This window comes from Pseudomonas sp. Irchel 3H7 (assembly GCF_900187605.1).
In the GTDB taxonomy this organism is placed as follows: domain Bacteria; phylum Pseudomonadota; class Gammaproteobacteria; order Pseudomonadales; family Pseudomonadaceae; genus Aquipseudomonas.
This window is the reverse complement of record NZ_FYEA01000009.1, coordinates 24332-37204: the sequence shown is the minus strand read 5'-3', so window position 1 is coordinate 37204 and position 12873 is coordinate 24332. Positions and strand designations below refer to the sequence as shown.

10 protein-coding genes are annotated in these 12873 nt (G+C 60.2%); 2 read left to right on the top strand and 8 right to left on the bottom strand.

Translation table 11 applies throughout. The features are described 5' to 3' along the window. Window positions 1-2: 2 nt before the first annotated feature. Genes pilQ through CKW38_RS17870 form a run of 5 tightly spaced genes read right to left on the bottom strand, consistent with a single transcriptional unit; the run spans window position 3 to window position 4869 of the window. The gene (gene pilQ / locus CKW38_RS17890) at window positions 3-2081 is read right to left on the bottom strand and encodes a type IV pilus secretin PilQ family protein (RefSeq protein WP_095113436.1); all 2079 of its coding nucleotides are present in this window, start codon (window positions 2079-2081) and stop codon (window positions 3-5) included. Window positions 2082-2094: 13 nt separating this feature from the next. Beyond that, window positions 2095-2622, bottom strand: a complete 528-nt coding sequence (locus CKW38_RS17885; RefSeq protein WP_095113435.1) for a pilus assembly protein PilP — start codon at window positions 2620-2622, stop codon at window positions 2095-2097. Next, entirely contained in the window at window positions 2619-3242 is a 624-nt protein-coding gene (gene pilO / locus CKW38_RS17880; protein WP_007909415.1) for a type 4a pilus biogenesis protein PilO, read from the bottom strand. Before pilO ends, CKW38_RS17885 begins: the two co-directional genes overlap by 4 nt. After that, the gene (locus CKW38_RS17875; protein WP_095113434.1) at window positions 3239-3805 is read right to left on the bottom strand and encodes a PilN domain-containing protein; all 567 of its coding nucleotides are present in this window, start codon (window positions 3803-3805) and stop codon (window positions 3239-3241) included. Before CKW38_RS17875 ends, pilO begins: the two co-directional genes overlap by 4 nt. Continuing rightward, the gene (locus CKW38_RS17870; protein ID WP_095113433.1) at window positions 3805-4869 is read right to left on the bottom strand and encodes a pilus assembly protein PilM; all 1065 of its coding nucleotides are present in this window, start codon (window positions 4867-4869) and stop codon (window positions 3805-3807) included. Before CKW38_RS17870 ends, CKW38_RS17875 begins: the two co-directional genes overlap by 1 nt. A gap of 219 nt (window positions 4870-5088) precedes the next feature. Here CKW38_RS17870 and CKW38_RS17865 point away from each other — a divergent pair, with 219 nt between their 5' ends. After that, the gene (locus CKW38_RS17865) at window positions 5089-7533 is read left to right on the top strand and encodes a penicillin-binding protein 1A (protein ID WP_371857969.1); all 2445 of its coding nucleotides are present in this window, start codon (window positions 5089-5091) and stop codon (window positions 7531-7533) included. 315 nt (window positions 7534-7848) lie between these two features. Here CKW38_RS17865 and CKW38_RS17860 read toward each other — a convergent pair whose 3' ends face one another. The 3 genes from CKW38_RS17860 to rpmE form a co-directional block, all read right to left on the bottom strand. After that, on the bottom strand, window positions 7849-9117 hold the full coding sequence (locus tag CKW38_RS17860; RefSeq protein ID WP_007909407.1) for a malic enzyme-like NAD(P)-binding protein: 1269 nt from the start codon (window positions 9115-9117) through the stop codon (window positions 7849-7851). Window positions 9118-9300: 183 nt separating this feature from the next. Then, window positions 9301-10101, bottom strand: coding sequence for a thermonuclease family protein (locus CKW38_RS17855; protein WP_095113554.1), 801 nt, complete (start codon window positions 10099-10101; stop codon window positions 9301-9303). Between the two features lie 14 nt (window positions 10102-10115). Next, complete coding sequence (rpmE, locus tag CKW38_RS17850; RefSeq protein WP_007909403.1) at window positions 10116-10343, bottom strand: 50S ribosomal protein L31; 228 nt, start codon at window positions 10341-10343, stop codon at window positions 10116-10118. A 288-nt stretch (window positions 10344-10631) separates the two neighbouring features. Between rpmE and CKW38_RS17845 the strand changes: the two genes are divergently transcribed. Further along, complete coding sequence (locus tag CKW38_RS17845) at window positions 10632-12851, top strand: primosomal protein N' (RefSeq protein WP_095113431.1); 2220 nt, start codon at window positions 10632-10634, stop codon at window positions 12849-12851. The last annotated feature ends 22 nt before the right edge of the window (window positions 12852-12873 follow it).

Here is a 12873-nt window from a genome sequence, read left to right as displayed (position 1 = left end):
AATCAACGACTCACAGCAATCGCCTGGTTATTCATGATACGTGGTGTGAGAAATACCAGCAGCTCGGATTTTTTCTCCGAAACCACATCACGCCGGAAAAGGCGGCCAAGATACGGCACATCGCCAAGAAATGGCACCTTATCTACAACCTTGCTTTGAGTATTTGAGAAAACACCGCCAATCACGATGGTTTCGCCGTCATTGACCAGTACCTTGGCGTTGACCTCGTTTTTCTTGATTGGCGGCACATCCTGCACTTTGTTCAGGTAATCCGGCTCGTCCTTGGTGACCTTGACCTCCATGATGATGCGGTTGTCGGGGGTGATCTGCGGCGTCACTTCCAGCGATAGCGAGGCTTCCTTGAACGACACCGAAGTCGCACCACTGGAGCTGGCTTCCTGATACGGAATTTCAGTGCCTTTGAGGATTTTGGCGGTTTCCTTGTCGGAGGTGACCACTTTCGGTTGCGAGACGATTTCACCGTTGCCGGTTTTCTCCATCGCTGTCAGCTCAAGATCGAGCAGGACATTGTCAGTGATGAAGGCAATGCCAATCCCCGAAGTATTGCCCACGGTACCCATGTCGACGAACGGTGAGTTGGTGCTGGTGCTGCCGGGTGTACCAATGGTGGTCGACGAACCGTTGACTCCGGAGGCGTTCCAGTTGCCCTTGTTCTGAATCGACCCGCCCCAGCGCACACCCAGACTTTTATCGTAATCGACGTTGGCCTCGACAATTCGCGCCTCGATCATTACCTGACGCACCGGGATATCCAGCTGTGCCACGATTCGCCGCAGTTCGTCGAGGCGATCCTGGGTCTGGTAGGCGATGATGTTGTTGGTCCGCTCATCGACGGTAATCGAACCGCGTTCATCGATTTTCGCTTCGGCACTGGTCACCGACTGGAACAACTTGGCGATGTCTGCTGCCTTGGCGTAGTTCACTTGCAGCAGCTCACGGCGCAACGGCGCCAGTTCGGCGATCTGTTTCTGCGACTCCAGTTCCTGGCGCTCGCGTGCTGCGATTTCATCGGCTGGAGCGACCAGCAGCACGTTACCGATCTTGCGTTTATCCAGGCCTTTGGTTTTCAACACCAGATCCAGCGCCTGATCCCACGGCACGTTTTGCAGGCGCAAGGTGATGCCACCCTGCACCGTGTCGCTGGCGACCAGATTGAGATTGGTGAAGTCGGCGATCAGTTGCAGCACCGAGCGCACATCAATGTCCTGGAAGTTCAGCGAAAGCTTTTCGCCCACGTACGCCTGACGGTCAGCGTTGCGTTTTTGCAGGTCATCGACCGTCATTGGGCGGATGCTGACGGTCAGTTTGTTGTCGGTCTGGAAGGTGGAGTACTCGTAGGTGCCGCTGGGCTCGACGGTAATAACCGTGCGATCAGCGGTCACTGCGGCATTGACGAACTGCACCGGGGTGGCGAAATCCTTGACGTCGAGGCGCACCCGCAGCTTCTCCGGCAACTGCGTGCGGGCGAAACTGAGAATGATCTTGCCGTCATGCTCCTGGATATCCGGGGCGTTGGTCGGATCGGAAAGGTCGATGACGACATTGCCTTCGCCTGCTGTTCCACGCTGGAAATCCACACCGCGAATCGCCCGGCTTTTCGGTACAAATGCCTTGGTGGGCGCAGTAGCTTTTGCAGTAGCACGAGGCGCAACGACAGCAGGACGCGGCGCAGTTGCCGGTGCGCCCTGACCGACGACCACGAACAGGTTATTGCCCTCGACCCGCGTGGTGTAAGGCGCCAGCTGCGTCAGGCTGACAATCAGCCGCGTGCGCTCCTTCGCTTCGACCACCGTGGCCGTTCGCGCATTGCCACTACCCAGATCGAGGTTCTTGCTGGCCAACTGACTGACAACACCGGGCAGATCCAACGCAATCCGCGCCGGTGATTCAGTGGTGTAGCCCTTGGGCTGCGGCGGCGGGCCGTCGAACGACAACTTCAGCTCGACGCGATCACCCGGCAACGCCGCGACATCCAGCGTCTTCAGATTGGCCGCGAGTACCATCGGCGACATCAGCGCTATCCATAGCGAAAAACCGAGGGTGGAGAAAATCCTGTTCATTGTTCGACTTCCACTATGAGTGCTCTTTCAAAGGAATGGTGCGCGGACGCTCCAGCCAGGCGCCTTCGCCGTCGGGCACGATCTCGACCACATCGACCTGGGTGGCGCTGATGGCGACGATGCGACCGTCGTTGCGCCCCAGGTAATCGCCGACTTTCAGCCGGTGCACCGCGCCCGCTCCGCGCAACAACGCGAAGGAGCCGGAAGCATTGGCAATCGTGCCGACCATCTCGAACTGCTCGATGTTGAAACCTTCGAGGTATTGCTTGACCCGGTTGGGGTCGGGTTTGACGTTGCGTGAGCCATGTTTCTGCCCGGCCAGATCGACCCGCACCTGGCGCGAGAACGGACTGCGCAGGTTGGCCGCGCTGTAAGTGAATGTGGGGTAAGACCGGAATGTCGGGGTTGGTTCAATCTTGCCTGCCGGGCGCAGGCGCACTTCGTTCAGGTAGGCATCGAGATCGCTGAAGTCATCGCTGCCACCACAACCGTTCAGCGCGAGCAGCGTCATCGACAACGCGATGTAACGAATCGGGCTCATTTCTGCAGCCCCTTGTCGTTATAGCGATAGGTCTTGGCAAGGATGCTCATGCGCAGCTTCGGCCCGCCCTCTTTATCGGCAGGAGCGAGTTCGAAATCATGCAAGGTGACAATGCGCGGCAGCCCGGCCACGCCACTGACGAAAGTGGCCAAGTCGTGATAGGCGCCGGTGACGGTGATCTGGATCGGTAGCTCGATGTAAAACTGCTGAGTGACCTCCGGCAGCAGTTTGATCTCTTCGAACTCCAGGCCACTGCCCAGGCCAGTACGGGTGATGTCTTCGAGCAGGCCCGGCACTTCGGTGTCACTGGGCAATTGCCGCAGCAGCACGCCGAAGGTATTTTCCATTTCCTTCATTTGCTGGGTGTACAGCTCGAGATTGGCTGACAGGCGCGCCTTGCTGGCGAACTGTTCCTTGAGCGCGACTTCTTCTTCGCGCTTGGCCTCCAGCTGGTTTTCCAGATCGCTGATGAAAAAGTTATAGCCAAGCGCCAACACCAGCACCATCAACAGCGCTCCGGCCATGGCTTTCACGGCGGCCGGCCAGGAACCGATGTTGCTGGTGTCGAGATCGTTGAAATCAATGTCGCGCAGACTTTCCAGCCATTCGGACGGCTTCATTGCTCGTCCTCCACGGTGCGGGGTTGGGTCTGCCGTACCGTCAGTTCAAAGGTGTTGGCCTGATCCACCTGGCCTGCAGTCGTTGCCTTCACCTCATTGAGGCTCGGTGCGTCGAACCAGTCGGAGGCCTCCAGATTGCGCATCAAGTCTGAGACCCGATTGTTCGATTCGGCAGCACCACTGATCGACAGGGTTTTGCCGACCATCTTCACATCGGTGAAATACACGCCGTCCGGCAGCGTACGCGCCAGCTGATCGAAGATTCGCCCGCTGATCTGCCGGTTGCCCTGCAAATCCTGAATGATGCGCATGCGTTCGACCAATTGCTGACGGCGCGCCTTGAGTTCGCTGATCTGCTTGATTCGTTCGTCTACCACGGCGATCTGCTTGCCGATGTAGTCGTTGCGCGCCACTTGCCGCTCAATGGCCGCGCTGATCACCTGATCGGCAATCAGCACCGCTCCGACCGAGCCGACCACCACTCCGATCAAGGCCAGCAGAAAGCGTTTGCGCCGTTCTTCGCGACGCTCTTCGCGCCACGGCAGGAGGTTGATCCGCGCCATCAGTCGAAACTCCTGAGCGCGAGCCCGCAGGCGATCATCAGCGCCGGCGCATCGCTGGCCAATGCTCCAGCGTTGACCTTGCTGCTCAAGGCCATGCTGGCAAAGGGATTGGCTACTTGCGTCGGCGTATTCAGGCGCTGCTCGATCAAACGGTCCAGCCCTGGCACCGACGCCGTGCCGCCGGCCAACAGAATGTGATCGACCGCGTTGTATTGGCCGGAGGCGAAGAAGAATTGCAGCGAGCGCGACACTTGCTGCACCAGCGCCTCGCGAAACGGCTGCAAGACCTCGCTGATGTAATCATCGGGCAGACCACCCTGTTTTTTCGCCAGCCCGGCCTGCTCGAGGGTCAGGCCATAGCGGCGCTGGATTTCCTCGGTCAGTTGCCGGCCACCGAACAATTGCTCGCGGGTATAGATGATCTTGCCGTTGTGCAGGACGCTGAGGGTGGTCATGGTCGCGCCGATGTCGACCACCGCGACGGTCAGACGCTCCTGCGAGGCCGCCAGTTGCGTCGCAAGCAGGCCGAATGAACGCTCCAGCGCATAGGCCTCGACATCGACCACCCGCGCCGTCAGGCCGGCGAGGGCAAGCGCCGCTTCACGGACTTCGACGTTTTCCTTGCGACAGGCGGCGAGCAACACGTTGACCCGCTCGGGATTGCGCGGCGATACACCCTGGACTTCAAAATCGATGGCGACTTCGTCCAGCGGGTAGGGAATATATTGGTCGGCTTCGATCTTGAGCTGGTTTTCCAGCTCGTCGTCGGACAGCCCGGCGTCCATTTCGATGACTTTGGTGATCACCGCAGAACCGGCCACCGCGACCGCCACGCTCTTGAGCCCGGTGCGCGCCTTGACCAGCACACGGCTCAGGGCCTGACCGACGCCTTCAAGTTCGGCGATGTTTTTTTCGACCACGGCGTTGACCGGCAACGGCTCTACCGCATACGCCTCGACCCGGTAGCGATCACCCTGACGGCTCAGTTCCAGCAGCTTCACTGACGTGGAACTGATGTCGATCCCCAGTAACGTATTGGCCTTTTTATTGAAGAGTCCCAGCACTACCAATTCCCTATGACTTTCCGTGAGTTACGGACTCTGTAATACGCATTGCGTTCCTTCACCCCGTCTTGACAGAAGCGCAAATGACGCCCCCAGCAGAAAAGTGCTTATAATGCCCAGCGTTTTTTTCCGCTTTTTACTGCAAGCGCGGATGGTTCTGTGTGTAGCCGGAGCCCCGTCGCCAAATTCATTCTTTGCCCTGGATGTCCAAAAGCCTTGATTCGTCTGCTGAAATTTTTCGGTTGGTCCATCGTCGCCGTTTTCTGCGGACTGCTTTTAGGTCTCAGCGGCGCGTTTCTTTACCTTAGTCCGGGTTTGCCGTCTGTGGAGGCTCTGCGAAGCATTCAGTTGCAGATTCCGTTGCGGGTCTACAGCAGCGACAACAAGTTGATCGCAGAATTTGGCGAAATGCGCCGTACACCGATCCGTTTCGCCGACATTCCCCCCAATTTCATTAATGCGTTACTAAGTGCTGAAGACGACAATTTCGCCAACCACTATGGCGTCGATCCGAGCAGCCTGATGCGCGCCGCGACCCAACTGGTCAAAAGCGGACACATTCAGTCCGGCGGCAGCACCATCACCATGCAGGTGGCGAAGAACTTCTTCCTGACCAGCGAACGCAGTTTTTCGCGCAAAACCACCGAAATCCTTCTGGCCCTGCAGATCGAGCGGCAGCTGACCAAGGATGAAATCCTTGAGCTGTACGTGAACAAGATCTATCTGGGCAACCGCGCCTATGGCATCGAAGCGGCGGCGCAGGTGTATTACGGCAAGTCGATCCGTGATGTCAGCCTGGCGCAGATGGCGATGATCGCCGGCCTGCCGAAAGCGCCTTCGCGCTTCAACCCGCTGGCCAACCCGGCACGCAGCAAAGAACGCCGCGACTGGATCCTCGGGCGCATGTACAAGCTCGGCAAGATCAGCGAAGCGGACTACACCGCCGCGATCAACGAGCCGCTGAACGCCAGCTATCACGTGCCAACCCCGGAAGTGAACGCGCCGTACATCGCCGAGATGGCCCGCGCCGAAATGGTCGGCCGCTATGGCAGCGACGCTTACACCGAAGGTTTCCGCGTCACCACCACGGTGCCGAGCAACCTGCAGGAAATGGCTAACACCGCGCTGCACGAAGGCCTGATGACCTACGACCAGCGTCACGGCTACCGTGGCCCCGAGTCGCGCCTGCCGGGCAAGACCCGTGAGGCCTGGGCCAGCGAACTGACCAAACAACGCACGATCAGCAGCCTCGAACCGGCCATCGTCACCCAGGTCGACAAGAACGGCCTGCAAGTGCTGACGCGCACCGGCGAAGAGCACGTCGCCTGGGACACCATGAAATGGGCACGACCGTTCCTCAACACCAACAGCATGGGCGCCAATCCGCGTCAGCCGTCGGATGTTGCACAGGTCGGCGATCTGGTTCGCGTGCAGCGCCAGAAAGACAATTCGCTGAAATTCAGCCAGATCCCGCAGGCACAAGGTGCACTGGTGTCGCTGGACCCGCAGAACGGTGCGATTCGCTCGCTGGTCGGCGGTTTCGCCTTCGAGCAGAGCAACTACAACCGTGCCATGCAGGCCAAGCGTCAGCCGGGTTCGAGCTTCAAACCGTTCGTCTACAGCGCCGCGCTGGATAGCGGCTATACCGCTGCCACGCTGGTCAACGACGCGCCGATCGTGTTCGTCGACGAGTACCTGGACAAGGTCTGGCGTCCGAAGAACGACACCAACACCTTCCTCGGCCCGATCCGTTTGCGTGAGGCGCTGTACAAGTCGCGCAACCTCGTGTCGATCCGCCTGCTGCAGGCGATGGGCGTGGGCAAAACCATCGACTACATCACTCGTTTCGGCTTCAACAAGCAGGATCTGCCGCCAAACCTGTCGCTGGCGCTGGGCACTGCAACGCTGACGCCGATGGAGATTGCCACCGGTTGGAGTACGTTCGCCAACGGCGGCTACAAGATCACTCCGTACATCATCGACAAGATTGAAAGCCGCAACGGCGACACGCTGTTCGTCGCCAACCCGCCGACCGTGCCTCAGGGTGGTTCGGCGACGGACGGTATCGCAGCGCCGCACACCGATTCGTTTACGGTCAACGCCACACCGGTTGCGGGCGAAGTGCCGGGCAGCGCGGCCGTGCCGCAAGCACCGGCAGTGGCTGAGCGAATTGTCGATGGTCGCACTACGTACATCCTCAACAGCATGTTGCAGGACGTGATCAAGCTTGGCACCGGCCGTCGCGCACTGGCCATGGGCCGCAGCGATATCGCCGGGAAAACCGGTACCACCAACGAATCGAAAGACGCGTGGTTCTCCGGGTATAACGCCGACTACGTGACCACGGTGTGGACCGGCTTCGATCAGCCGGAAAGCCTCGGACGCCGTGAGTTCGGCGGTACTGTGGCGCTACCGATCTGGATGAACTACATGTCGGCTGCGCTCAAGGACAAGCCGCCGCACGTGCAGCCTGAGCCGGAAGGTTTGCTGAGCTTGCGTGTGGACCCGGTCAGTGGCCGTGCGGCGACGCCGAGCACACCCGGCGCGTACTTCGAGCTGTTCAAGTCTGAAGACACGCCACCGTCGGTGAATGAACTGGGCAATGGCGCCGTACCGGGCAGCCCGCTGCCAGCAGATGAGCAGGCGCCGATCGACTTGTTCTGATCTGCTGCTAATGAAAAGCCCCGCCTTCGGTTGAAGTGCGGGGCTTTTTATTGCCTGAGGATCAAGAGCCCCTCACCCTAGCCCTCTCCCGGAGGGAGAGGGGACTGATTGGGGGATGCTGGTGAGTGATGCCGACCTGAACGTGCTGTGCTGAATCCATAGGCGCTAACGCACTTTCAGATCGGTGTATCTCGCGAATCTTCCACGGTCAGTCCCCTCTCCCTCAGGGTTAGGGTGAGGGGGCTCTTGATCTTCGGGCAATAAAAAACCCCGACTCTCACGAGCCGGGGCTTCTGTTTGAAGTGCTACAACGAATTAACCGTTGAACACGTCATCCACGCTTTTCAGCGGGTAGTTCTTCGGATACGGCAGGGTCGCCACACCGGTCTCGATCGCAGCTTTGGCCACAGCGTCGGAGATCAGGGTGATCAGGCGCTTGTCCATTGGCTTCGGAATGATGTACTCACGGCCGAATTCCAGCGGAGCACCGCCGTAGGCATCGCACACGTCCTGTGGAACCGGCAGCTTGGCCAGTTCACGCAGGGCGTTGGCCGCAGCCACTTTCATTTCTTCGTTGATGCGCTTGGCGCGAACGTCCAGGGCACCACGGAAGATGAACGGGAAGCCCAGTACGTTGTTGACCTGGTTCGGGTAGTCCGAACGGCCGGTGGCCATGATCACGTCGCTACGGGTGGCGTGCGCCAGCTCCGGGGAGATTTCCGGATCCGGGTTCGAGCAGGCGAACACGATCGGATTGGCCGCCATCGACAGCAGGCCTTCAGCGCTCAGCAGGTTCGGGCCGGACAGACCGACGAACACGTCAGCGCCTGCCAGTGCGTCAGCCAGGGTGCGCTTGTCGGTGGCGTGAGCGAACACGGCTTTGTACTGGTTCAGGTCGTCACGGCCGGAGTGGATCACGCCGGTACGGTCAACCATGAAGATGTTTTCGATGCGTGCGCCCATGCTCACCAGCAGTTTCATGCAGGAGATGGCGGCAGCACCGGCGCCCAGGCAGACGATTTTCGCGTCCGGCAGGGTTTTGCCAGCGATTTCCAGAGCGTTGATCATGCCCGCAGCGGTCACGATCGCGGTGCCGTGCTGGTCATCGTGGAATACCGGAATGTCGCACTGCTCGATCAGAGCACGTTCGATCTCAAAGCACTCTGGCGCCTTGATGTCTTCCAGGTTGATGCCACCGAAGGTGATGGAGATGCGTTTTACGGTGTCGATGAAGGCTTGCGGGCTTTCGGAGTCGACTTCGATGTCGAAAACGTCGATGCCGGCGAAGCGCTTGAACAGTACGCCTTTACCTTCCATCACTGGCTTGGAAGCCAATGGGCCGAGGTTGCCCAGGCCGAGAATCGCGGTGCCATCGGAAATGACTGCAACCAGGTTGCCCTTGCCGGTGTATTTGTAGGCCAGTTCAGGATCGCGAGCGATCTCACGCACTGGTTCAGCTACGCCGGGGCTGTAGGCCAGCGACAAGTCGCGAGCGGTAGCAGTGGCCTTGGTGAGCTCGACACTCAGCTTCCCTGGACGAGGATTGGCATGATATTCGAGAGCGGCAGTTTTCAGATCAGACATTTTGGCATTCCGCTTTTTACTGTTGGACAGACTGGTCAGCGAGGATACGCGCCTCGCAAAGTCCCCACAAGACTGAGCGGTCACCCCTGTCAAGCGCCCTGCCCTACGACTTTGGGCCAAGAGCCACGGCGCACAAGGGCTGGACTGTTCACAATCGACAGAAAAAATGTCTACAATTTTTCTTCAACGCGGCGTCTGCAACATCGATGGATCTGTCAGCGGAAGTAGCCAACGCGACTGACCGGATTGCAATCCGCCGCGCCGCGAACGATCGACGATCCAGCCGCGAGCCTCAATTTGCTTGCCTTTGAGTGCCAGCAAACGGGCATTGTCGAATTGTCCGACCAGATTGGGTGCAACGCGCAACACAAGCGCGCCCTGCAACTCGATCCAAATTCCACCGCGATTGCGCTGAACCTTGCTCACACGCCCACTGATCACGGCGAAACCCGAGCGTTGAACCTGCGCCGCTTTCAGTACAGGTGACTGCCGCCAGAGGCCCAGCCCGGCCTTTCGCGCACTGCGTTCGGCGGCTTGCTGACAGGCAACAAGATCGACATTCGGCGCAACGGCGACCTGATAACCGAGGCCATCGGCGAGCATTTGCGCTTCGAGATTGGCGCCGCTGGCACTGTAAATATGCGCGAGCGTACGCCCATAGTGGTCTTTGGCTTGCGTGCCGGGGAGCAAGCCGACACGTCCGCCGCTGGCATCGACCAGCGCTTGCAGGCGCTTGCGTGCCGCCACCGCGAAAGGTTCATCGCTGCGGCCCTGCTTGCCCAGCTCAGGCGTGTTGAGGCCGATCATCCGCACGCTGCGGCCGTCGCTCAAACGCAAGGTGTCGCCATCGACCACGCGCTGCACCGTAACGCTGGTCAATCCAGTCGGCGCCGGGCAATAGGCTTGCGCGCCGGACAGCCAAATCGCGGACACAAAAAAGGCGCCCGCGAGGGACGCCTTTTTCAGCAACGAGGAAAAGCCCACCGGGCCCTTCAACCTTACTCTGCAGCAGCAGGTTTCTTGCCGAAAGCACCGAAACGGTCTGCGAACTTCTGAACGCGACCACCGGTGTCCAGAGTCTTCTGCTTACCGGTGTAGAACGGGTGGCATTCGTTGCACACGTCGATTGGCAGAGCTTTGCCGAAAGTCGAACGGGTTTCGAACTTGTTGCCACAGCTGCAGGTAACAGCGATGACTGGGTAATTCGGGTGAATATCAGCTTTCATGGTGTCTTCCTCAGCTAGCGTGCCGCCACCCAACACTATTGTTGAATACCGCACGTAATTAGGCCGCGGATTCTACCAGACCTTTTCAAACACGCAAGCTGTCACCGAGACCGACCGTCTGCTAGGCTCCCGGCCCATTGCACTACCGCTGTGGGAGCGAGCCTGCTCGCGAAGACGATCTATCTGCCAGCATCTTCGTCGCCTGACACACTGCTTTCGCGAGCAGGCTCGCTCCCACAGGTTATGTAAGCAGTCCTTTTAATCGCCTGTTGATCGAGATCCCCCCGCGTGCCCGATGCCATTCTGCGCCTCGCCCTGCCTTCGCCCTTGCGCCGCCTGTTCGATTACCGGGCGCCGGCCGGCGTGCTGCGCGAGCAATTGCAGCCGGGCATGCGCTTGCGGGTGCCGTTCGGTCGGCGCGAGATGATCGGGATTCTGGTCGAGGTCACCGACACCAGCGAAGTGCCGGTGGAGAAACTCAAACCGGCGCTGGCCCTGCTCGATGCCACCGCGCCGCTACCACCGGCGCTGTTCAAGCTGTGCCTGTGGACATCACAGTATTATCAGCACAGCCTCGGCGACACCCTGAGCTGGGCACTGCCGGTACTGCTGCGCCAGGGTGAGCTGGCCGAGGCCCGGCAGGAACGTTTCTGGTCGATCGTGCCTGGCGCCAGCCTTGATGATCCGCGCATCGCCCGCGCACCGCGCCAGCGTGAAGCACTGGCGACGCTGGCCCAGCACCCCCACGGCGTCGCCCATCAGTTGCTGAGCAAACTGATGCTGAGCAAGGACAGCCTTGATCTGCTGCTGGCGAAAAACCTGGTGCAAGTGGAAATTCGCCGCCATGCACCCGGCGTGCGCCATGAGCATTGGCTGGCGCAACCGGAATTGCCGCTGAACACCGAGCAGCGCGCCGCGTATGAAGCAATTCGCGCCGGTTTCGACAGTTATCACGCCTTTCTGCTGGCCGGGGTCACCGGCAGCGGCAAGACCGAAGTCTATTTGCAACTGATCCGTGAAACCCTCGAAGCCGGCAAACAGGCACTGGTGCTGATCCCGGAGATCAACCTCGGCCCGCAGACCCTGGCGCGCTTCGAGCAGCGTTTCAATGCGCGCATCGCCCTGCTGCACTCGGCAGTCAATGACCGCGAGCGCCTCGAAGCCTGGCTCGCAGCGCGCGATGGCGAGGCCGACATTATTATCGGCACGCGTTCGGCGCTGTTCACGCCGATGAAAAACCCCGGGCTGATCATCATCGACGAAGAGCACGACGGCTCTTATAAACAGCAGGAAGGTTTGCGTTACCACGCCCGCGATCTGGCGCTGGTGCGCGCACGGCAGGAAAACATCCCGATCGTGCTCGGTTCAGCCACGCCATCGCTGGAGAGCCTGCACAACGCCTACACCGGCCGTTACGGCCTCCTACGACTGAATGAACGTGCCGGCGGCGCCAAGCAGCCGCGTTTCCTGCGTCTGGATGTAAAAAGCCGTCCACTGGACAGCGGTATTTCCGGGCCGATGCAGCAAGCCATCGGCCAGACGCTCGCAAACGGCCAACAAGTACTGGTGTTCCTCAACCGTCGCGGTTTCGCGCCGACGCTGCTCTGCCACGACTGCGGCTGGATGTCCGAGTGTTCGCGTTGCGATGCGCGGATGACCGTGCACCAACGCTACGGCGAACTGCGCTGCCACCACTGTGGCTACGTCGAACGCACCCCGCGCCAGTGCCCGAAGTGCAACAAGGTCGATCTGCGCCCGGTCGGCGCCGGCACCGAGCGTGCCGAGGAACGTCTGGCGATTCTGTTTCCCGATTACCCGGTACTGCGCGTCGACCGTGACAGCACGTCGCGCAAGGACGCGATGAATCAACTGTTCGCAACCATTCAGAAGGGTCAGCCGTGCATTCTGGTCGGCACGCAGATGTTGGCCAAGGGGCACCATTTTCCACGGGTGACGCTGGTGTCGATTCTGGATGCTGACGGCGGCCTGTTCTCCGGCGACTTCCGCGCCAGCGAACGGATGGCGCAGTTGATCGTGCAAGTCGCCGGCCGTGCCGGGCGAGCCGAAGAGCCGGGCAAGGTGATCATCCAGACCCACCTCGCCGACCATCCTTTATTAGTACAACTTACCGAACAGGGTTATTTCGCCTTCGCCGAACAGGCGCTGAGCGAGCGTCGCGCCGCCGGCCTGCCGCCGTTTGCGCATCTGGCGTTGTTGCGTGCCGAAGCGCACAAGCCGGGGCAGGCGGAGGGCTTTCTCGATGAGGCGTGCAGCGAGGCCGAGCGTTTGCTGGCTGAGCAAAATTTGACCGGCATAGAACTGCTCGGGCCGGTGCCGGCGCCGATGGAACGCCGCGCAGGGCGTTATCGCGCGCAGCTTTTGTTGCAGGCGACAGCGCGGGCACCGTTGCATCGGTTGCTGGCCAGTTGGCTGCTGGTGCTGGAGCAGATGCCGAGCGGGCGCGCGGTGCGCTGGTCGCTGGATGTCGACCCCGTCGATTTGTATTGAAGATCAAAAGATCGCAGCCTTC